Source organism: Mycolicibacterium sp. MU0050, assembly GCF_963378085.1.
GTDB classification, from domain to species: Bacteria; Actinomycetota; Actinomycetes; order Mycobacteriales; family Mycobacteriaceae; genus Mycobacterium; species Mycobacterium wendilense.
The window spans coordinates 1,640,470-1,661,198 of the sequence record NZ_OY726395.1; the positions used below are offsets into that span (position 1 = coordinate 1,640,470).

A 20,729-nucleotide genomic window follows, 5' to 3' on the forward strand; every position below is an offset into this window, starting at 1 on the left:
GGGCTCCCCAGCGGGGCTCGTCCCTCGCCCCGCATCGTCGCCCCCGGGGTCTGCGAGGCGGGCTCCCCGGCGGGGCTCGTCCCTCGCCCCGCATCGTCGCCCGCCTAGGATGGTCAGAAGCGTTGCCTCGAGCAACCCCCGAAACTCCTGCAAGACCAGAAAGGCGACACTGCGGCATGGCTGAGTTCATCTACACGATGAAGAAGGTCCGCAAGGCGCACGGCGACAAGGTCATCCTCGACGACGTCACGCTGAACTTCCTCCCCGGAGCCAAGATCGGCGTGGTGGGCCCCAACGGGGCCGGCAAGTCGAGCGTCTTGCGGATCATGGCGGGCCTGGACCGGCCCAACAACGGCGAGGCTTTCCTGGCCAACGACGCGACCGTCGGCATCCTCCTTCAGGAACCGCCGCTGGACGAGACCAAGACCGTGCGGGAGAACGTCGAAGAGGGCGTCCCCATCAAGGCCAAGCTCAACCGGTACAACGAGGTGGCCGAGCTGATGGCCACCGACTACTCCGACGAGCTGATGGAGGAGATGGGCAAGCTCCAGGAGGAGCTCGACGCCGCCGACGCCTGGGACATCGACTCCCAGCTCGAGCAGGCGATGGACGCGCTGCGCTGCCCGCCGCCGGACGACCCGGTCACCCACCTCTCCGGGGGTGAGCGCCGCCGCGTCGCGCTGTGCAAGCTGCTGCTGAGCAAGCCGGACCTGCTGCTGCTCGACGAACCGACCAACCACCTCGACGCCGAGAGCGTGTTGTGGCTGGAACAGCACCTGGCCGCCTACCCCGGCGCCATCCTGGCCGTCACCCACGACCGGTACTTCCTGGACAACGTCGCCGAGTGGATCCTCGAACTCGACCGCGGCCGGGCCTACCCGTACGAGGGCAACTACTCCACCTACCTGGAGAAGAAGGCCGAGCGCCTCGAGGTCCAGGGCAAGAAGGACCAGAAGCTGCAGAAGCGGCTCAAGGACGAACTCGCCTGGGTCCGCTCCGGCGCCAAGGCCCGCCAGGCCAAGAACAAGGCCCGCCTGCAGCGCTACGAGGAGATGGCGATCGAGGCGGAGAAGACCCGCAAGCTCGACTTCGAGGAGATCCAGATCCCCGTCGGTCCCCGACTGGGCAACCTCGTGGTCGAGGTCGAGCATCTCGACAAGGGTTTCGACGGCCGCCAGCTGATCAAGGACCTGTCGTTCACCCTCCCGCGCAACGGCATCGTCGGGGTCATCGGCCCCAACGGTGTGGGTAAGACGACGCTGTTCAAGACCATCGTCGGCCTTGAACAGCCCGACAGCGGCGAGGTGCGCGTCGGCGACACCGTCAAGCTGAGCTACGTCGACCAGAACCGTGCCGGAATCGACCCGAAGAAGAACGTGTGGGAGGTCGTCTCCGACGGGCTCGACTACATCCAGGTCGGGCAGAACGAGATCCCGTCGCGCGCCTACGTCTCCGCGTTCGGGTTCAAGGGCGCCGACCAGCAGAAGCCGGCCGGGGTGCTCTCCGGTGGTGAGCGCAACCGGTTGAACCTGGCCCTGACCCTCAAGCAGGGCGGCAACCTGATCCTGCTCGACGAGCCCACCAACGACCTCGACGTCGAAACCCTGGGTTCGCTGGAGAACGCGCTCGAAAGCTTCCCGGGTTGTGCCGTGGTCATCAGCCACGACCGGTGGTTCCTGGACCGCACGTGTACGCACATCCTGGCCTGGGAGGGCGACGACGCCAACCCCGCGAAATGGTTCTGGTTCGAGGGCAACTTCGGTGCCTACGAGGAGAACAAGGTCGAGCGGCTCGGTGAAGAAGCGGCGCGTCCGCACAGGGTGACCCACCGCAAGCTCACCCGCGACTAGTCTGACGGCTGCGTGCCGCTGAGCCGCAGCAGCGGCGACTCCAACGGCGGAGCGGTACGGCGCTGAGTCAGGAGTGGCGCATGGCGATGAATCAGCCCGAGGCCCACGCGGCGAGCACGCAGCAGCGTTCAGGTGCGACACCGCAACTGGCCGCGACACTGCGCGGCGCGCTGGAGAAGACCTACCGGGGTCCCGGCGGCGACGCCGATCACCGCGACGGCGATTGCGCCGACACCGCGGCGGTGCGCCGCGCCGACCGCGACGGGATCGTCGACGACGCCGCGCTGGCCGCTCAGTTGGACCTGGGCAGCCGGCGCGCCCGCGGCGAGACCAAGGTCGCCTACCTGCCGGGTCCGGACTCCGCGCTGCTGATCGTGACCGACCACTCGCCGATGTTGATGGATTCGGTCACCGTGCTGATGCACCGGCTCGGGGTGTCCTACACCGCCATCATGACCCCCGTCCTGCACGTGCAGCGCAGCGACGACGGCCAGTTGCGGGGGCTCGAGCCGATCCCCGACGACAGCACCGGTGACACCGCCGACGACGTCGAGACGTGGATCCACATCCAGCTCGCGCCGACCGCGGACCGCAAAGCCGTGGCCGAGGTCGAGAAGCTGATTCCCAACGTGCTCAACGACAGTCGGCAGGTGGCGGCCGACTCGGCCGCGATGGCAACCGAACTACGCCAGCTGGCCGAACATCTCGATGCCGCGGGCGCCGAGTCGACCGACTCCGAGGCCGACCGCCGCGACGTCGCCGAGTGGTTGCGGTGGCTGCTCGACGGCAACTTCGTGTTGTTGGGCTACCAGCGCTGCGCGATCACCGACGGGCGGGCCGCGGTCCAGGATTCCAGCCGGCTGGGCGTGCTGCGGTGGCGCGACGAGGTGCTGCCCGAGCTCACCGACGACGGTGACCTGCTGGTGCTCGCCCAAGCCACCGCGCCGAGCTATCTGCGCTACGGCGCCTACCCCTATGTGGTGGTGGTGCGCGATCACGACGGCCCCACCGCGGCCGAGCACCGCTTCGTGGGGTTGTTCACCATCGCCGCCATGAACGACAACGTCCTGGACATCCCGCTGATCTCCCGCCGCGTCCAGGAAGCGTTACGGCTGGCGGGGCAGGATCCCGGCCGCCCCGGACAACTGCTGCTCGACGTCATCCAGACCGTGCCGCGATCAGAGCTGTTCGCGTTGTCCGCCCAGCAGCTGCTGGACATGGCGATGACGGTGATCGACCTCGGCTCCCGTCGCCACACACTGTTGTTTGCCCGCGCCGACCGGCTCGGGCATTTCGTTTCCAGCCTGGTGTATCTGCCCCGGGACCGCTACACCACCGCCGTGCGATTGGAGATGCAGGACATCCTGGTGCGCGAGTTCGGCGGCACCGGCATTGAGTACTCCGCGCGGGTCAGCGAATCCCCTTGGGCGCTGGTGCATTTCACCGTCAAACTGCCGCAGGGAACCCGCCCCCGCGACGTCGACGTCTCGCCGGAGAACAAGGCCCGCATCCAGGGGCTGCTGACCCAGGCCGCCCGTACCTGGGGCGACCGCTTCCTGGGGGCCGTCGCCGGCGACACCATCGACCAGGACACCGCCGAGCACTACGCCACCGCCCTGCCGGAGGCCTACCGCCAGGCCGTCAGCCCGGTGGACGCCATCGCCGACATCGGCATCATCGAAGCTCTCGACGACGGCCGGGTACAACTGGTCTTCGCCGGCGACACCGACACCCGAATCCACCGGCTGACGTGGTATCTCGGCGGACGGTCGGCGTCGCTGTCCGAGCTGCTGCCCATGTTGCAGTGCATGGGTGTGGTGGTGCTCGACGAGCGCCCGTTCACCGTGGCGCGTCCCGACGGGCTGCAGGTGTGGATCTACCAGTTCCGCATCTCGCCGCACCCCACAGTCCCGCCGGCCGACATCGACGAGATCGACGACGTCGCACAGCAATTCGCGGATTCGGTCACCGCCATCTGGAAGGGCTGGGTCGAGATCGACCGGTTCAACGAGCTGGTGTTGCGCGCCGGTCTGACCTGGCGGCAGGTGGTGGTCCTGCGCAGCTACGCCAAGTACCTGCGGCAGGCGGGATTCCCCTACAGCCAGGCGCACATCGAGTCGGTGCTCAACGACAACGCGCACACCGCGCGCTCCCTGATCGAGCTCTACGAGGCCGTCTTCGACCCGGCGGCCAGCGAGGGCGAGACCGAGACCGGTCGGTCGCAGGCCGCGCAGGCGGCCGCGGCGGCGGTGGCCGCTGACATCGATGCGCTGGTCAGTCTGGACACCGACCGGGTGCTGCGCGCGTTGGCCTCCCTGATCCAGGCGACGCTGCGGACCAATTACTTCGTCACCGCCGACGGTTCGGCGCGCAGCCAAGGCGTGCTGGCCACCAAGCTCAACCCCGGACTGATCGACGAATTGCCGCTGCCCCGGCCGAAATTCGAGATCTTCGTCTACTCGCCGCGCGTCGAAGGGGTCCATCTGCGATTCGGTGCGGTTGCCCGCGGCGGTCTGCGGTGGTCGGACCGCCGCGAGGATTTCCGCACCGAGGTGCTGGGTCTGGTCAAGGCGCAGGCGGTCAAGAACGCCGTCATCGTCCCGGTGGGCGCCAAGGGCGGCTTCGTGGTCAAGAACCCGCCGCTGCCCACTGGCGACCCCGCCGCCGACCGCGACGCCACCCGCGCCGAGGGGGTCGCGTGCTACCGGCTGTTCATCGGCGGACTGCTCGACCTGACCGACAACGTCGACACCGCCTCCGGCGCGGTGCTCCCGCCGCCGCAGGTGGTGCGCCGCGACGGCGACGACTCCTACCTGGTGGTGGCCGCCGACAAGGGCACCGCCACGTTCTCCGATATCGCCAACGACGTCGCCAAGTCCTACGGCTTCTGGCTGGGCGACGCGTTCGCCTCCGGCGGCTCGGTCGGCTACGACCACAAGGCGATGGGCATCACCGCCAAGGGTGCCTGGGAGAGCGTCAAACGGCACTTCCGCGAGCTGGGGCTGGACACCCAGGCCGAGGACTTCACCGTCGTCGGCGTCGGGGACATGAGCGGCGACGTGTTCGGCAACGGCATGCTGCTCTCGCCGCACATCCGGCTGGTGGCGGCGTTCAACCACCTGCACATCTTCATCGACCCGCAGCCGGACGCGACGCGTTCCTGGGAAGAGCGCAAGCGCCTGTTCGATCTACCCCGATCCAGCTGGGACGACTACGACAAGTCGCTGATCTCCGCCGGTGGCGGGGTGTTCAGCCGGCAGCAGAAGTCGATTCCGATCAGCCAGGAGATCCGGGCGGCGCTGGGGATTTCCGACGAGGTCACCGAGATGACGCCGCCGGCACTGGTCAAGGCGGTGCTCAAGGCGCCGGTGGATCTGCTGTGGAACGGTGGCATCGGCACCTACGTCAAGGCCGAGGCGGAATCCGACGCCGAGGTCGGTGACCGCACCAACGACCTGCTGCGGGTGAACGCAAACCAGGTGCGCGCGAAGGTGATCGGCGAAGGCGGCAACCTCGGCGTGACGCCGCGAGGCCGGGTCGAGTTCGACTTGAGCGGGGGCCGGATCAACACCGACGCCCTGGACAACTCCGCCGGGGTGGATTGTTCGGATCACGAGGTGAACATCAAGATCCTGGTCGACTCGCTGGTCACCCAGGACAAGGTGCGCCCGGATCAGCGTTCGGCGCTGCTGGAGTCCATGACCGAAGAGGTCGGCGCCCTGGTGCTGGCCGACAACGCCGCGCAAAACGACCTGATGGGCACCAGCCGCACCAACGCGGCCAGCCTGCTCAATGTGCATGCCCGGCAGATCAAGGAGCTCGAGGACACCGCCGGGCTCAACCGCGAGCTCGAAGTGCTGCCCGCCGACAAGGAGATTCGCCGCCGGATCGAGGCCGGGCTGGGACTGACCTCACCCGAGTTGGCGACGCTGATGGCGCACGTGAAATTGGCCCTCAAGGACGAGGTGCTCGCCTGCGAGCTACCGGATCAGGACGTGTTCGCCTCGCGGCTGCCGGCGTACTTCCCGGCGCAGCTGCGGGAGCGGTTCTCCCCGGAGATCCGGCACCATCAGCTGCGCCGCGAAATCATCACGACCATGCTGGTCAACGACGTCGTCGACACCGCCGGAATCAGCTTCGCCTACCGGGTCACCGAGGACACCGGCGTCAGCTACGTCGACGCGGTCCGCAGTTACGTCGCGACCGACGCCATCTTCGGTATCGGCGACACCTGGCGGAAGATCCGCTCGACTGCGCTGGAAACCGGTATGGCCGTGGAGGTTTCGGACCGTATGACGCTGGATCTGCGTCGGCTCATCGACCGTTCGTGCCGGTGGCTGCTGAACAATCGGCCGCAGCCGCTGGCCGTCGGTGCCGAGATCAACCGGTTCGGCGCCAAGGTGGCCGCCCTGCGGCCGCAGATGCCGCAGTGGCTGCGCGGCGATGACCGCGCGATCGTGGCCACCGAAGCCGGCGAGTTCACCGACCAGGGCGCCCCAGAGGATTTGGCCTACCTGGTGGCCACCGGCCTGTATCAGTACAGCCTGCTCGACGTCATCGACGTGGCCGACATCGTCGACCGTGACGAAGCCGAGGTCGCCGACACCTACTTCGCGTTGATGGACGCCCTCGGCGCCGACGGGCTGCTGACCGCGGTCTCCGAGCTGGCCCGCGACGATCGCTGGCATGCGCTGGCACGCTTGGCGATTCGCGACGACATCTACAGTTCGTTGCGTCAGCTGACGCTGGACGTGCTGGCCGTCGGCGAACCGGACGAAAGCGGCGAGGAGAAGATCGCCGAGTGGCAGCAGACCAACGCGTCGCGACTGGGCCGGGCCCGTCGTACCCTGACCGAGTTGCGTGCTCACGAGTCTCACGACCTGGCGACCCTGTCGGTGGCCGCGCGCCAGATCCGTAATATGACCCGAGCTAGTGGAACAGGAGCTTCCGGATAATGGGCGAGCGTTACATCACACCGGTCCCGGTGCGTTGGTCGGACATCGACATGTACCAGCACATCAACCACGCGACGATGGTGACCATTCTCGAGGAGGCCCGGGTCCCGTTCCTGTCGGATGCCTTCGGTCCCACCATCACCACGACGGGGTTGTTGATCGCCGAGGTCAAGGTGTCCTACAAGGGGCAGCTGCGGCTGGTGGATTCGCCGTTGCAGGTGACAATCTGGGTGAACCGGCTGCGCGCGGTCGACTTCACCCTGGGCTACGAGGTCCGGTCGGTCAACGCCGACCCCGATTCGCGACCCGCCGTCATCGCCGAAACCCAGTTGGCGGCTTTCGATATCGACGAGCAGAAGCTGGTTCGGCTGTCCGCGGATCACCGCGAGTATCTCCAGCGGTGGCTGCGGTGACGTTGTCCCCCGGGGCGTCGGTCGGCGGCGGGCCCGCCGAGGCGGAGCGGGGGCTCTGGCTGGCCGGTGCGCCCGACCGTACCGACCTCGCCATCTTCACCGACCGTGCCCTGCGGCTGGACGACGCCGCCGTGATCCGGCTACGCACCCGTACCGACGACAGTGTGATTGCCTGGGTGGCAACAGGTTTCGACGTGCTGGCCAGCCGGGTTGTGGGTGGGCGAGTCACGCCGAGGGATCTGTCGGTCGGCGCCGACGCGTTGGCTCGGGGGCTGGCGTCCGGGTCCGGACCGGGCCACGTCGACCCCGGGTTTGCGATGGACTCGGCGTGGCACGGCGCGTTGCCACCGGACTCCGGTTTTGTGCACCTCGACGACGTCCCGGCCCGGGTGATGCTCGACCTGGCCGAGCGCGGCGCGGAATTGGCCCGTGAGCACGGCAGCGCCCACGGCCCGCCGGCGTCACTGCTGGATCAGGAGGTGCTGGCGGTCAGCGCAGGTGACCTCAGCGTCGGTGTACCGATGCGGTGCGTCTTCGCCCTGACCGCGATGGGGTTTTTGCCGCAGTCGGGCCAGGACGCGGGGGCCGACGAGATTGTGCGGGTCCGGGTGCAGCCGGCCTGGCTGCGCATCGATGCCCGGTTCGGGTCGGTCTGCCGGCGCCGCGGCGATCCGTCGCTGGTGCTGCGCTGACTCGGCCTCTCGGGCCCGCGAAGGGCCACTGTTGTACGCATTTTGGCCCTGGGTTCAAGGGGTGGATGCAACAGCCTCTAGCTGAGGGGTTCAGGTGGGGCCCGGTGGTGAAGGGCGCTCAGAAGGGGGCGTTCACCATCGCCTCGGCGGCCATCTCCAGATAGTCGAGCAACTCGCGCCGGTGCGCGTCGTCCAAGGTGGCCGAGTCGACCTCGGCGACGGCGGTGCGCATGCAGCGCAACCACGCGTCGCGTTCGATGAAGCCGATGCGGTACGGGACGTGGCGCATCCGCAGCCGCGGATGGCCCCGCTGATCGGAGTAGGTCCGCGGCCCGCCCCAGTACTGCTCGAGGAACATCCGCAGCCGGTGTTCGGCGCCTTCGAAATCGTCCTCCGGGTAGAGCGGGCGCAGGATCTCGTCCTCGCGCACCAGCTGATAGAACCGGGAGACGATCTTGTCGAAGGTGGGGTGCCCACCGACGGCGTCATAGAACGACTGTGTCTGGTCCATCTCTCCCATTGTGGCTCAGGAGGGGATTCGCGCCAGGATGCGGTCGGCGAGGCTGCCCGCCTCGTCGGCCACCAGGGGTGAGACGAGACTGACCTCGATCACCGTCTTGCCGCGGACCGCCATGATCCGGCCCTGGGGAACGCCGGGCCCGGTGGCGATGGTGTTGTCCAGCGTGACCCGGTCCGCGGTCCCGCCGGGCGTGCCGATCTCCCAGGTCAACGTGCCGCCCGACGACGTGACGGTGAATGTCTTGCCCGCACATTCGCGCCACTGCGCCCGGTTCTCGGCGATGAAGTCGCGCGCCGCGGCCGCGGTCGGGAACTCGGCGGCGAGCTGCTCGACCATGGTCGCCGAGCTGGTGTCGCTGAAGCTGGAGCGCTGGAACCCGACGGCGCCGCTGCGGTCGTAGACCGTGTCGATGCCCGGCGCCACCGCGCCGACGCACTCGGCGGGACTCGCGTCGGCATCGCCTTCGGCATCCCCGGAGCCGCCGCCGGAGCCGGACTGGGTCTCACTGAGCCCCGGCATGTCCAGCAGGGACCGCACCTCCTCGAGGCTGAGCAACACGGGCTGGGCCGCCGGCAGCGGGCGCCGGGTGCCCGGCGCTCTCGGCTGGGTGGGCTGAGTGGGGGAGACCACGCCGTCGGGACTCGTCGCGGTCACCGACGAGGTGTCCCGCGGGCCGCTCGCCATGATCAGGGACAACGTCAGCCCGACGACGGCGACCGCGATGAGCGCATACGACAGCGTCACGCCGATCAGGGCGCGGTCGCGACCGCGTTCCCCGGTGCGGGCGATCTGACCCAGCGCCAGGTGCCCGAGCACCGCGCCGACGGGCGCGAAGACGAAGGCGAACACGATCGACAAGGTGGCCAACGAGTTCGTCTGAGCGGGCGGGTACGGCGGCGGCCCACCCGGGCCACCAGGGTAAGGCGGCGGGTAGCCGCCGGGGCCGGGCGGGTAGGGCGGGTAGACACCGGAGCCGGGCGGCGGTCCGTACGGGCCGTACTCCGGGTAGGGCTGCTCGGACGGGTAGGGCACACCGGACGGCGGCGGCCCATACGGATACTGGGGCCCCGGCGGACCCGTGTATTCAGGACCTCCCGGGTTGTAGTTGCCGTAGGTCATACCGCCATTCAAGCCGATTGCGTTTGAGCGTGGGACACCGGGCGACTTGCGCGATACCCGCTGTTCACTCGATTGACCTGCGAACACGTCAGAATTGTCGTGCGTTCGTGGCCGATCCGTGGTGGACTGTCCGACGGAGGACCAATGGCGCAGCGCAAACGCAACCTGGCTAAAAGGGTGGGCCACCGAGCGTCGGGCAAACCGACGGGGCCCAGCGCAGGCGCGTCCCTGCACAGCGTGGAAACGCCGGCATCGCCGCCGCGCACCCCGTATGACGCTGTCTCACTGTGGAGCCGACGGCGGGTCCTGCTGCTCAACTCCACCTACGAACCGCTGACCGCGTTGCCCATGCGTCGGGCGATCATCATGGTGCTGTGTGGCAAGGCCGACGTGGTGCACGACGACCCGGCCGGACCCGTCATCCACTCCGCGACCCGCGCCATCGTCGTTCCGTCGGTGATCCGGCTGCGCAACTACGTGCGGGTGCCGTATCGCGCCCGGATCCCGATGACCCGGGCGGCCCTGATGCACCGGGACCGGTTCCGCTGCGCGTACTGCGGAAACAAGGCCGACACCATCGACCACGTGGTGCCGCGCAGCCGCGGCGGCGAGCACACCTGGGAGAACTGCGTGGCGTGCTGCTCGACGTGCAACCACCGCAAGGCCGACAAGCTGCTCTCGGAGTTGGGTTGGGACCTGCGGTTGGCGCCGCTGCCGCCGAAAGGCCAGCACTGGCGGTTGCTGTCGACCATCAAAGAGCTGGACCCGGCGTGGACGCGCTACCTCGGCGAGGGCGCGGCCTGACTTTTGGGCCGCCCTGCTCCGCGTAGCGATCGGCGGTGGGTTAAGTTGAACGCGTGAGTGCCACGCTTACCTGGACAGTCATCATCGGTAGTTCGTTGGCCGTTGCCGCGTTCTTCGCGCTGGTGACGTTGCCGAAGAAGGGCCCGCGGCCGCCGTCGTACAAGTTGCCCGAGGAGTGGACGCACGGTCCGCTGCTTTGGGCCGCGGTCGACGAGCAGGTCGGCAGCGCCGGTCACGGCCACGGAGCCGAAGAATTCAGTGTGGGAGGTGGCGCAAGTGGCAAGTGGTGAACACAGCACACAGGTGGTTCCGGTAGATCCGGACTCGCTGCCGTACGGCTGGGCGATCACGTCCAGCGGCCGGTTGTCGGGCGTGGTCGAGCCGGGCGAGATCTCCCAGTACGACCCGTTCTCCATCAAGGAGCTCGTCGAGGTCGACGAGGCGCTGAAGTGGGGCTCGCGGGCGGCGAAGGCACGGTTCGCGGTCTACCTCGGTGACCTCGGTCCGGATCCGGCGGCCGAGGCCCGCAAGCTGCTGGCCCGGGTGCCCACCCCCAACGACGCGGTGCTGATCGCCGTGTCGCCCAACCAGAAGGCGATCGAGGTCGTCTACGGTGCGGGCGTGCGGGGCCGCGGCGCCGAAGCCGCCGCTCCGTTGGGCGTCGCTGCGGCCGCGTCGGCGTTCAAGGAAGGCAACCTGATCGACGGCCTGGTGAGCGCGATCCGCGTGCTGAGCGCGAGCATCTCCCGCCCCTAGTTCGTTCGAAAAGCCCGGCCCGCTCGAACACGAGCGGGCCGGGCTTTTTCGTGTGACGGGCTCAGCCCGCGTCGGTCTGGCGGGCCCGCAGCGCCCGCACCACCCCGGCGCGACCCTCGAGGACCAGCCGCCGCAGCGCCGGCGGCAACTCGGGATCGGCGAGGAACCTGTCCGCGGCGTCGACGGCGTCTTGGCTGATGTCCCAGCCCGGGTACAGCCCGATGACGACGGTCTGGGCGACCTCGCTGGAGCGCCGCGCCCACACGCCGCGGATCGCCTCGAAGTAGCGCTGCGAGTAATCGCGCAGCAGCTCGGCCTGGCCGGGCGCGACGAATCCGGTGATGATGGCGCGGGCGGTGATGTTGGCCAGGGTGTCGTCCTCGATCACCTGCTGCCAGGCGGCGCCCTTGACGGCGGCCTGCGGTCGCGCCGCGGAGGCGGCCGCCGCGCTGCGTCGACCGGCCGCGGTGTTGTCCCGCTCGGCTTCGGCGTCGATGAACGGCGTCTCGGGCCCGTCGGCGTCGACCCGGCCCGCACCCGCCAGCGCGGTGACGATGCGCCAACGCAGGTCGGTGTCGACCTCGAGGCCGGCCAGCCCGTGCGCGGCGGGATCGGAGTCCAGCAGCGCGGCCAGCAGATCGGCGTGCTGGCTCGAAAGCACCGACGTGCACAGCGAATTGACGAACGCCAGCTGATGATCCGACCCGGGCTCGGCCGACCGCGCCAGCTCCACCAGACGGTCGGCGAAGGCGGGCCAGCCCTCGGACTTGGCCCAGCCGGGCTCGGCGTAGGAACCCAGCGCGGTCTGTGCCTGCAACAGTAGCCGTTGCGCCACACCGACTTCGGTTTCGGCGCCGATGCCGCGCAGCACCAGCGCAATGAAGTCGCGGGCCTTCAACTCGGCGTCGCGGGTCATCTCCCAGGCCGCCGACCACGCCAGCGTGCGCGGCAGCGGGTCGGCGATGTCCGCGATGCGGTTCAGCAGGGTCTGCAATGACTCCGGATCCAGCCGCAACGAGCAGTAGGTCAGGTCGTCGTCGTTGACGATGATCAGCTTGCCCCGCGAAACGCCCTGCAGTTCGGGGATTTCCGTCGTAGGTCCCTCGACGTCCAGTTCGTGGCGGTGCACCCGCACCAACTTGCCGGAGCCGTCGTCGTCGTAGATGCCGACCGCCAGTCGGTGCACCCGCGTCTCGCCGGCGCCGGGCGCCGCACCGCTCTGCTGGATGGCGAAGCGGGTGAACCTGCCCTCGGCGTCGACGTCGAAATCGGGGCGCAGAGTGTTGAGCCCGGTGGTCTTGAGCCACTGCTGTCCCCACTGCGACAGGTCGCGGCCCGAGGACTTCTCCAGCGCGCCCAGCAGATCGGCGAAGGTGGCGTTGCCGAAGGCGTGGTCGCGGAAGTAGTCCCGCAGACCGGCCAGGAAGGGTTCTTCCCCGACGTAGGCCACCAACTGCTTGAGCACGCTGGCGCCCTTGGCATAGGTGATGCCGTCGAAGTTGACCTCGACCGCGGCCAGATCAGGAATCTCGGCAGCCACCGGGTGGGTCGACGGCAGCTGATCCTGCCGGTAGGCCCAGGACTTTTCGACATTGGCGAACGTCGTCCACGCCTCGGTGTATTCGGTGGCCTCGGCCTGGCAGAGCACCGAGGCGAATGTCGCGAAGGATTCGTTGAGCCACAGGTCGTCCCACCAGGTCATGGTGACCAGGTCGCCGAACCACATGTGGGCCATCTCATGCAACAGGGTCTCGGCGCGACGCTCGTAGGAGTACCGCGTCACCTTGGACCGGAACACGTAGTCCTCGAGGAACGTGACCGCGCCCGCGTTTTCCATGGCGCCGGCGTTGAACTCCGGGACAAACAACTGGTCGTACTTGCCGAACGCGTACGGAATGCCAAAGTTCTTGTGGTAGAAGCCAAATCCTTGCTTGGTCTCGGTGAACAGCCGCTCGGCGTCCATGTACTGCGCCAGCGAGGCGCGGCAGAACAGGCCGAGCGGAATCTCGCCGTGTTCGTCGGAGTACACGTCGCGCCACACCGCGTACGGCCCGGCGATCAGCGCCACCAGGTAGGTGCTCATCCGCGGGGTGGTGGCGAAGGTGTGCACCTTGGCGCCGTTCGGGCCGTCCTCGACCAGGGTGGTGGCGCCGTTGGAGATCACCTCCCAGTGCGCGGGTGCGGTGACCGCGATGTCGAAGGCGGCCTTCAGGTCGGGCTGGTCGAAGCAGGCGAACATGCGCTTGGCGTCGGCGGTCTCGAACTGCGAGTACAGATACACCTCGCCGTCGACCGGGTCGACGAACCGATGCAAGCCCTCGCCGGTGTTCGAGTACAGGCAGTCCGCGTCGACGACGACGACGTTGTGCTCGGCGAGGCCGCGCAGCGGGATCCCGGTGGACTCGTCGTAGGCGGACACGTCGATGTCGCGGCCGTTGAGGGTGGCGCTGCGAATTCGCTCCGCGGCGATGTCCAGGTAGCTGTCCGCGCCGGCCAGGGCGTCGAATTCCACGGTGGTGATCGACCGGAACGTGCGTTCGCCCGGCGCGCCGTTGCCGTCGGTGACGTCCAGCGTGATGCGGTAGCTGTCGACGGTGATCAGCGCGGCCCGTTCGATGGCCTGGTCATGAGTCAGATTGGGAAGTGCCACGCTCGCCAACATTAGTCGGCACCGGGGAACACTTGCCGGGTACACGAGGTTGTGTGAACCGGGGGAGTGGCCCCCAAGCCGTCGGAAAGGATGCTTCGTGCCTGCCAAAGATGTCGCTGAATTCTGGTTCGACCCGCTGTGCCCGTGGTGCTGGATCACCTCGCGCTGGATCCTCGAGGTGGAGAAGGTCCGTGACATCGAGGTCAAATTCCATGTGATGAGCCTCGCGGTGCTCAACGAGGGCCGGGACCTGCCGGAGGAGTACCAGGAACGGATGAAGCAGGCGTGGGGCCCGGTGCGGGTCGCGATCGCCGCCGAGCAGGCAAAGGGCAACGAGATCCTGCGTCCGCTCTACACGGCCATGGGCACCCTGATCCACAACAAGGACAACAAGGACTTCGACGACGTCATCGCCAAGTCGCTCGCCGAGGTCGGTCTGCCGGCCGAGTTGGCCGAGGCGGCCGGGTCCGACAAGTACGACGAGGCACTGCGCAAGAGCCATCACGCCGGGATGGACGCCGTGGGCGAGGACGTCGGCACGCCCACCATCCACGTCAACGGGGTGGCGTTCTTCGGTCCGGTGCTGTCGCGGATCCCGCGCGGTGAAGAGGCCGGAAAGCTGTGGGACGCGTCGGTGATCTTCGCGGCGTATCCGCACTTCTGGGAGCTGAAGCGGTCCCGCACCGAATCACCCGAGTTCGACTAGGTGCCGCCTCGCCGCCGGCGTGTGGACGCGCCGGCGGCGAAACCGGTCGTTGACAACCGCAGCAAATTCCACGCACAATCTGAGAACATTGGTTATCAGATTGTGAGGACACCATGAGCGTGCCGATCCGCAGCCGGACCCGTCCCCGCGCCCGGCGCCGAGCGCCGCGAGAGTTGCGGGATCTGATGACCACGATCGGTCTGGCCAACGGTGTGGCGAACATCATCATGCAGCTGTCGTTGCCGCCGGTCGGCCATGGCGTCAGCGAGAGCCGCGTCCAATCCGGCAGCCCGCGGCGGTACCCGCTCAAGCGGGCGCGGACCACGGGCCAATACCTGGCGCTGTCGGTGCTGGGCAGCGACGAGGACCGCGACGCCATGCGCGCCGCGGTCGCCGAGGTGCACAAGGAGGTGTACTCGCGGGCCGACAGCCCGGTGCGCTACAGCGGCAACAGCCGTGAACTGCAGGTCTGGGTCGCCATGTGCCTGTTCAAGTACTACCTGGACCAGTACACCTTCATTTACGGCCCGCTCGATGATGCGACGCTGGACACCCTGACCAAGGCGGCCGAACCGCTGGCCACCGGCGTCAACGTGCAGGCCGCCGAGTGGCCCCAGACATGGGCGGAATTCTGCGCCCGCTGGGACGCCATGCTGCCGGAGCTGTCCATCGACCCCGTCGTGCATCGCGAATTCGAGACGCTGTCGGACCTGACGTTCGTAGGTGAGGCCTGGGGCACGATCGGCTACGCGCTGGCGAAGGTGCCCGGGCCGGTCTATCGATTCATGACCCGCGCGACGCTGCCGCCGGAGTTTCGCGACCTGATGGGCTGGGACTGGAGCGCGGCTGACCAGCGCCGATTCGACCGGGTGCTGGCGGTGTTGCGCTGGGTCGACCCGGTGATCAACCCGTTCGCGATGCAGCTGTTCTACCGGCTGTACGTGGCCGATTTCCGGCTGCGTCGGCGGTTGGGGCTGCCGGTGCTGGGTTCGCTGAAGGTCAGCGCGACCCCGATCCGCGACGGCGGCGGGCTGCGGCGGCTGGCTCGGCGCGCGGCGAGCTGAGGCTCGGTCCAGCGCATTCGGGCTGAGCGGGAGCAGCGGTTAGGGTTACCGCCATGCGCGTCTACCTCGGTGCCGATCACGCCGGCTACGAACTCAAAGCAGCCATCGTCGACCACCTCAAGGCCAACGGTCATGAACCGATCGACTGCGGCGCCTTCGAGTACGACGCCGACGACGACTACCCCGCGTTCTGCATCGCGGCCGCGGAGAAGACCGTCGCGGACCCGGGCAGCCTCGGCATCGTCCTCGGCGGTTCGGGCAACGGTGAGCAGATCGCGGCGAACAAGGTGCCCGGCGCCCGCTGCGCGCTGGCCTGGAGCGTCGAGACCGCCGAACTCGCCCGGCAGCACAACAACGCCCAGCTGATCGGTATCGGCGGGCGGATGCACACCGAAGAGGAGGCGTTGGCCATCGTCGATGCGTTCCTGGCCACGCCGTGGTCGGAGGCCGAGCGGCATCAGCGCCGCATCGACATCCTGGCCGACTACGAGAAGACGCACGTCGCGCCCGCGGTCCCCGGCGCCTGACACCTACGGATGCCCGAGGGCCACACCCTGCACCGGCTCGCCCGGTTGCACCAGCGTCGCTACGGCCGCGCCCCGGTGCGCGTCGGCAGCCCGCAGGGGCGCTTCACCGAAGGTGCGGCGTCGGTCGACGGCCGCGTGTTCCGCAAGGCCGACGCGTGGGGCAAACACCTGTTCCACCACTACGCGGGAGCCAAGGTGGTGCACGTCCACCTCGGCATCTACGGCACTTTCACCGAGTTCGCGGCTTCGGATCCGGAGCTGATCCCCGACCCGGTGGGGCAGGTCCGGATGCGGATGATCGGCGCGGAGTACGGCACCGACCTACGCGGCCCGATGATCTGCGAGGTGATCGAGGAGGCCGAGGTGGGCGACGTGGTGGCCCGGCTCGGCCCCGATCCGCTGCGACCCGACGCCGACCCGTCGCGCGCCTGGCAGCGAATCAACAAGTCCCGCAGGCCGATTGCAGCTCTACTGATGGATCAGTCGGTGCTGGCCGGGGCCGGCAACATCTACCGCAGCGAACTGCTGTTCCGGCACGGCATCGACCCGTACCGGCTCGGAACATCGATCACCGCCGACGAGTTCGCGCAGATGTGGGCGGACCTGGTCGCACTGATGAAGATCGGGGTGCGGCGCGGCAAGATCATCGTGATCCGCCCGGAGGACGATCACGGCGCGCCCGCCTATGGGCCGGGACGGCCGCGGACCTATGTGTATCGCCGCGCCGGGGAGGCTTGCAGGCTCTGCGGGACCGAGGTGCGTACCGCGGTGTTGGAGGGTCGCAACCTGTTCTGGTGTCCGACCTGCCAGTCCTGAGGGTGCTTCGGGGGCCAGGTTATCGAGGCTGCGCTCAGCGAGGTGTGTTCTCGCATTTTCTCGCGGTGAGCGCTGTCTCGGTGAGGCTCGCCATCGAGACTGCGGTCAGCGTGCTGTTTGCTCGCGGTTCCTCACGGTGAGCGCTGTCTCGGTGAGGCTCGCCATCGAGACTGCGCTGAGCGCTACGTCAACGAGACGAACCTAGAAGTCGAAACCGCCGAAGTCGCCGCCGCCGAAGTCGCCCCAGCCGCCGCCATCGCCGCCGCCGAAATCACCCCAGCCACCACCGTCGCCGAAGTCGCCGCCGGCGTCACCACCGAAGTCACCGCCCTCGTCGAAGCCGCCGCCGGCGCCGCTCTCGAAGGCCTGCGCGTCATAGCCCACGCCGCTCATCCCGGAGAACATCGCGCTGAACAGCAGGACCGAACCCATGCCCCAGGCGCCGGCCACCAGCGCGGGCTTCCACCACGGCTCGGAGTACCAGCCCGCCGGAACGGGTCGCCCGGCCACGCGGCCGCCGGGGTAGTAGTTGGGCGTGTTGGGTGTCGGCTCGGGGGAGGCCTCGATCTGGCGGCCTTCGAACTCGATGCGGCGGTCCTCGGTCACCCGGCCGGCGGCGGACTGCCCGGCCAGCGATTCGAGCTCCGGACCGGGGTCCATCCCCATCGCGGTGCGCGCGGCCCGCACGTAGTAGAGGCCCTCGAGCGCACTTTCCTTGGCGAGCATCGCCTGCTTGGGGGTGTTGGCCTGTTCGATCGCCGACGACGCTGCCGTGTATCGCTCGGAGGCGTCGGCCATGGCCTGCCTGGAGGCGTCGTCGTTGCCCGACAGGTTCAGCACTTGGCCGCCGAGACGCTCGATCAGACGGCGGGCGTCGGCCTTGGCGTCGTCCAGCGAGACCTCCGCCCGGCGCCCGGAAGCCTGCGAGGAGCTGTAGACGACCAGCCCGATCGCAGCGACAACGACAAGAAGCAGGATCAGCAGGGCGCCGTTCATGGGACCAGACTACCGAGCGGTGAAGGCGATTTCGCTGAGCGCGGACAGCGGCGCACTCGATCAGCCCGTGCCGATGCCCAACGCGGCGTACACCTCGTCGGACAGCGCCACGGTGCGCGGGTCGGCGTTGCACTTGGTGGCGTCGAAATAGTTCATGACGTAGGCGTAGCCGATGCGGTGCTCGAGATCGACGAAGGCGTACGACCCGCCCGAGCCGCCGTGGCCGAAGCTGCGCAGGTTCGGGCCGGCCACGCCGCGCTGGTTGAGCATGTACCCGAGGCCCCACCCGTGGTCGGCCACCCGCGGACCGAGCACCAGGTCGGCGTCGAAGCCGCCCTGTGACAGGCGAATTCGTTGCATGTGCTCGCGGCTGAGCAGCTTCTCGCAGGCCAGCGCGTTGTACACGGTCGACATGCCCAGCGCCGATACGTGCGCGTTGGTGCTCGGGAATTCCGCACTGCGCCACGTGTCGATGGCGTGGACGCCCAACTCGTCGTCGGGGACGAAGTTCATCGACACCGCCCAGCCGGCCATCGGGTGATCACCGAGTGAACGCGGCGGATCGGTGAGCCCTGCGTCGGTCAACAGGTTGCGGACCGTCGGCTTGTTCACCATCTCGGCGCAGCGCCGGTGTTCGCGGGCGGGCAACCCGATGTGCACATCGGCGCCGATCGGTTCGGCGATCTCGGTGCGCAGGTACTGGCCCAGGGTGCGGCCCGTGACCCGGCGCACCACCTCGCCCAGGATGAAGCCGAAGGTCACCACCTGATAGCCCTGCGCGGTGCCGGGTGCCCACCACGGTTCGGCCGCCGCGATCCGCGCGCAGACGGCGTCCCAGTCGGCGACCTCGCGCCAGTCCATCGGTTGGTCGGGCCCGATTACCCCGGAGCGGTGACCGAGCACCATCGCGACGGTGATGTCCTCCTTGCCCGCCTGGGCGAACTCGGGCCAGTAGCGGGCGACGGGGGCGTCGAGGTCGATCTCGCCGCGATCGGCCAGCAGGTGCACGCATGTGCTGGTGAGCCCCTTGCTGCCGGAGAACACGCTGGCCAAGGTGTTCTGCCGCCACGGGCGGCGCCGCGCGGCGTCGGCGTGGCCGCCCCACAGGTTGACCACCAACTGGCCGTCGACCCACACCGCGACCGCGGCGCCGACCTCGTGGCCATCGGCGAAGTTGCGTGCAAAAGCCCTACGGACACCGTCGAATTCGGGCGCGCAATAACCGGACGTGCTGACATGGTCAGGCATCCCACCGAAGGTACGGACGGTGTCGACGCGACACGATGGCTCGCAGCCAATTGGAAGCGTTTCGAGATGTCGCCGTGACCGTCGCAATTCGTTTCCGGTTGCCGCCTCGGCGCCCGAGCCGCCTTCGAGCAGTGGGCGAAAACATCCCGATCTCAACAGAACTCGCCACCAGCGGCCGCGAGGTCGGAGCAGGAAATACAGATTTCCATTTCGGCGCGCGCTGACCAGCATGTTGCTCTAGATTCAGCTGGTGAATTCACCTGGCGTGCCACCGGCGAAGGTTGCCCGGCTGGCAGAGCGTGTCCGGCATGTGTTGTCCCGTCTGCATCAACGCAGCGCACCCCCGCCGGCCGCGATGTTGGAGGTGATCCTCGGTGCCTGGGTGTCCCAGGCCGTCGCCGTGGCCGCCGAGTTGCGCGTCGCCGACGAACTGGCGCATGGGCCCTTGGCCATCGAGGAGTTGGCCCGGCGGGTCGGGGCCGACCCGGACGCCTTGGGTCGGCTGCTGCGGGCGCTGATCGGCGAGGGCATCTTCACGCAGCGGCGCGACGGTCGCTACGCCCTGAACGCGCTGGCCGAAACACTGCGTCGCGACGCGCCGGTGTCGGTGGCGGGGATGGCCCGGTTCGTGGGTTCGCCCGAGCACCGCGAGCATTGGAGCCACCTGATCGACGCGGTCCGCACCGGCGACGCCGTGGTCCCCGCGCTGCGGGGCAAACCCGCCTTCGAGTACCTGCACGGCGAGTCCACGCTGTCCGAGATCTTCAACGACGCGATGACGAGCATGTCGGAGCTGGCGATCGCACCCGTCGTCGCCGCCTACGACTTCACCGCCTATCCGACGATCGTCGATGTCGGCGGCGGTCACGGACGGCTGCTCGCGGCGATCCTCGGCGCCGCGCCGGCCGCCCGCGGCGTCCTCTACGACCTGCCCCCGGTGGTCGCCGGTGCGCCCGCTCTGCTGGCCGAACACGGCGTCGTCGACCGGGTCCGGATCGAGAGCGGATCGTTCTTCGATTCCGCGCCGCCCGGCGGTGACCTGTACGTGCTCAAGAGCATCATCCACGACTGGCCCGACGAGCAGGCCGCCCAGATTCTGGGCAACGTCCGCGCCGCGGGCGGTACGGGCGCCACGCTGGTCCTGGTGGAACCCGTGATCCCGCTGCATCGACGGGCGTTTCCGGGCAAGTGGACGGACCTGGAGATGCTGGTCAACCTCGCGGCGCGGGAGCGGACGGCCGATGAGTACGCCACCTTGTTGCAGCGGGCCGGATTCCGGATGACCCGCGTGGTCCCGACCGCCTCGCCGCTGAGCCTGGTCGAGGGCAAAGCCATCTGAGGGCGGCCGGAGTCGCGCAGCGCGGCAAAACAACAGGTCAGGCCGTGAAAACGGCCTGACCTGTTGTTTCTGTGGAGCGGGCGACGGGAATCGAACCCGCGTAGCTAGTTTGGAAGACTAGGGCTCTACCATTGAGCTACGCCCGCATGTGCTGCTCGAGCCGAAACTGTACGGCCCGTCCCAGATCTTAGCCAATTCGGATCCGGACAGGCCGCAGGCCGTCCTGTGACTTGGCCCTGGCCCGCATGTAGGCCGTAGGATGCCGAGGGCCTTT

The 20,729-nt window shown here is 68.6% G+C and carries 17 protein-coding genes and 1 tRNA gene; 12 read left to right on the forward strand and 6 right to left on the reverse strand.

Translation table 11 applies throughout. The features are described from left to right. The first annotated feature begins 176 nt into the window (after positions 1 to 176). The 4 genes from ettA to R2K23_RS07905 all read left to right on the forward strand — a co-directional run bounded on the left by ettA (position 177) and on the right by R2K23_RS07905 (position 7,910). Positions 177 to 1,850 carry an energy-dependent translational throttle protein EttA gene (gene ettA, locus R2K23_RS07890; RefSeq protein WP_316515816.1) on the forward strand — a complete coding sequence of 558 codons (1,674 nt, stop codon included), beginning with the start codon at positions 177 to 179 and terminating at the stop codon, positions 1,848 to 1,850. 86 nt (positions 1,851 to 1,936) lie between these two features. Continuing rightward, complete coding sequence (locus tag R2K23_RS07895; protein ID WP_396893553.1) at positions 1,937 to 6,805, forward strand: NAD-glutamate dehydrogenase; 4,869 nt, start codon at positions 1,937 to 1,939, stop codon at positions 6,803 to 6,805. Beyond that, positions 6,805 to 7,218, forward strand: coding sequence for an acyl-CoA thioesterase (locus R2K23_RS07900; RefSeq protein ID WP_316515820.1), 414 nt, complete (start codon positions 6,805 to 6,807; stop codon positions 7,216 to 7,218). The genes R2K23_RS07895 and R2K23_RS07900 overlap by 1 nt, the downstream gene beginning before the upstream one ends. A gap of 2 nt (positions 7,219 to 7,220) precedes the next feature. Further along, entirely contained in the window at positions 7,221 to 7,910 is a 690-nt protein-coding gene (locus R2K23_RS07905) for a DUF8185 domain-containing protein (RefSeq protein ID WP_316517128.1), read from the forward strand. Positions 7,911 to 8,028: 118 nt separating this feature from the next. Here R2K23_RS07905 and R2K23_RS07910 read toward each other — a convergent pair whose 3' ends face one another. Together R2K23_RS07910 and R2K23_RS07915 are read right to left on the reverse strand one after the other, a co-directional pair. Next, entirely contained in the window at positions 8,029 to 8,430 is a 402-nt protein-coding gene (locus R2K23_RS07910; RefSeq protein ID WP_316515821.1) for a globin, read from the reverse strand. A 6-nt stretch (positions 8,431 to 8,436) separates the two neighbouring features. Beyond that, positions 8,437 to 9,279: a sensor domain-containing protein gene (locus R2K23_RS07915; protein ID WP_396893555.1), complete on the reverse strand. Its 843-nt coding sequence runs from the start codon at positions 9,277 to 9,279 to the stop codon at positions 8,437 to 8,439. Between the two features lie 414 nt (positions 9,280 to 9,693). On the opposite strand from R2K23_RS07915, the gene R2K23_RS07920 reads away from it, so the two are divergent. The 3 genes from R2K23_RS07920 (at position 9,694) to R2K23_RS07930 (ending at position 11,109) form a co-directional block, all read left to right on the forward strand. Further along, complete coding sequence (locus R2K23_RS07920) at positions 9,694 to 10,353, forward strand: HNH endonuclease (protein ID WP_316515824.1); 660 nt, start codon at positions 9,694 to 9,696, stop codon at positions 10,351 to 10,353. Positions 10,354 to 10,436: 83 nt separating this feature from the next. Next, positions 10,437 to 10,643, forward strand: coding sequence for an aa3-type cytochrome oxidase subunit CtaJ (gene ctaJ / locus R2K23_RS07925; RefSeq protein ID WP_465270715.1), 207 nt, complete (start codon positions 10,437 to 10,439; stop codon positions 10,641 to 10,643). Beyond that, entirely contained in the window at positions 10,630 to 11,109 is a 480-nt protein-coding gene (locus tag R2K23_RS07930) for a DUF5130 family protein (RefSeq protein ID WP_316515825.1), read from the forward strand. The genes ctaJ and R2K23_RS07930 overlap by 14 nt, the downstream gene beginning before the upstream one ends. A 61-nt stretch (positions 11,110 to 11,170) precedes the next feature. On the opposite strand, the gene pepN is transcribed toward R2K23_RS07930, so the two are convergent. Continuing rightward, entirely contained in the window at positions 11,171 to 13,759 is a 2,589-nt protein-coding gene (pepN, locus tag R2K23_RS07935) for an aminopeptidase N (RefSeq protein ID WP_316515826.1), read from the reverse strand. Between the two features lie 97 nt (positions 13,760 to 13,856). On the opposite strand from pepN, the gene R2K23_RS07940 reads away from it, so the two are divergent. The 4 genes from R2K23_RS07940 (at position 13,857) to R2K23_RS07955 (ending at position 16,872) form a co-directional block, all read left to right on the forward strand. Beyond that, complete coding sequence (locus R2K23_RS07940) at positions 13,857 to 14,465, forward strand: mycothiol-dependent nitroreductase Rv2466c family protein (protein ID WP_316515827.1); 609 nt, start codon at positions 13,857 to 13,859, stop codon at positions 14,463 to 14,465. A 113-nt stretch (positions 14,466 to 14,578) separates the two neighbouring features. Continuing rightward, positions 14,579 to 15,529: an oxygenase MpaB family protein gene (locus R2K23_RS07945; protein WP_316515828.1), complete on the forward strand. Its 951-nt coding sequence runs from the start codon at positions 14,579 to 14,581 to the stop codon at positions 15,527 to 15,529. 53 nt (positions 15,530 to 15,582) lie between these two features. Continuing rightward, positions 15,583 to 16,056: a ribose-5-phosphate isomerase gene (locus tag R2K23_RS07950; RefSeq protein ID WP_316515829.1), complete on the forward strand. Its 474-nt coding sequence runs from the start codon at positions 15,583 to 15,585 to the stop codon at positions 16,054 to 16,056. Positions 16,057 to 16,065: 9 nt separating this feature from the next. Next, positions 16,066 to 16,872 carry an Fpg/Nei family DNA glycosylase gene (locus R2K23_RS07955; protein WP_316515830.1) on the forward strand — a complete coding sequence of 269 codons (807 nt, stop codon included), beginning with the start codon at positions 16,066 to 16,068 and terminating at the stop codon, positions 16,870 to 16,872. A gap of 201 nt (positions 16,873 to 17,073) precedes the next feature. On the opposite strand, the gene R2K23_RS07960 is transcribed toward R2K23_RS07955, so the two are convergent. Both R2K23_RS07960 and R2K23_RS07965 read right to left on the reverse strand, forming a co-directional pair. Then, complete coding sequence (locus R2K23_RS07960) at positions 17,074 to 17,868, reverse strand: DUF1542 domain-containing protein (protein ID WP_316515832.1); 795 nt, start codon at positions 17,866 to 17,868, stop codon at positions 17,074 to 17,076. A 60-nt stretch (positions 17,869 to 17,928) separates the two neighbouring features. Continuing rightward, entirely contained in the window at positions 17,929 to 19,116 is a 1,188-nt protein-coding gene (locus R2K23_RS07965) for a serine hydrolase domain-containing protein (RefSeq protein WP_316515833.1), read from the reverse strand. A 250-nt stretch (positions 19,117 to 19,366) separates the two neighbouring features. Between R2K23_RS07965 and R2K23_RS07970 the strand changes: the two genes are divergently transcribed. After that, entirely contained in the window at positions 19,367 to 20,455 is a 1,089-nt protein-coding gene (locus R2K23_RS07970) for a methyltransferase (RefSeq protein ID WP_316515836.1), read from the forward strand. A 72-nt stretch (positions 20,456 to 20,527) separates the two neighbouring features. On the opposite strand, the gene R2K23_RS07975 is transcribed toward R2K23_RS07970, so the two are convergent. Further along, positions 20,528 to 20,601: transfer RNA gene (locus tag R2K23_RS07975), tRNA-Gly, on the reverse strand. Positions 20,602 to 20,729: the final 128 nt, after the last annotated feature.

Excerpts from the sequence above, each read along its gene's own strand:
- ettA (WP_316515816.1), top strand. The coding sequence starts at position 177 with ATGGCTGAGTTCATCTACACGATGAAGAAGGTCCGCAAGGCGCACGGC.
- R2K23_RS07895 (WP_396893553.1), top strand. The coding sequence starts at position 1,937 with ATGAATCAGCCCGAGGCCCACGCGGCGAGCACGCAGCAGCGTTCAGGT.
- R2K23_RS07900 (WP_316515820.1), top strand. The coding sequence starts at position 6,805 with ATGGGCGAGCGTTACATCACACCGGTCCCGGTGCGTTGGTCGGACATC.
- R2K23_RS07910 (WP_316515821.1), bottom strand. The coding sequence starts at position 8,430 with ATGGGAGAGATGGACCAGACACAGTCGTTCTATGACGCCGTCGGTGGG.
- R2K23_RS07920 (WP_316515824.1), top strand. The coding sequence starts at position 9,694 with ATGGCGCAGCGCAAACGCAACCTGGCTAAAAGGGTGGGCCACCGAGCG.
- R2K23_RS07945 (WP_316515828.1), top strand. The coding sequence starts at position 14,579 with ATGAGCGTGCCGATCCGCAGCCGGACCCGTCCCCGCGCCCGGCGCCGA.
- R2K23_RS07950 (WP_316515829.1), top strand. The coding sequence starts at position 15,583 with ATGCGCGTCTACCTCGGTGCCGATCACGCCGGCTACGAACTCAAAGCA.
- R2K23_RS07955 (WP_316515830.1), top strand. The coding sequence starts at position 16,066 with ATGCCCGAGGGCCACACCCTGCACCGGCTCGCCCGGTTGCACCAGCGT.
- R2K23_RS07960 (WP_316515832.1), bottom strand. The coding sequence starts at position 17,868 with ATGAACGGCGCCCTGCTGATCCTGCTTCTTGTCGTTGTCGCTGCGATC.
- R2K23_RS07965 (WP_316515833.1), bottom strand. The coding sequence starts at position 19,116 with ATGCCTGACCATGTCAGCACGTCCGGTTATTGCGCGCCCGAATTCGAC.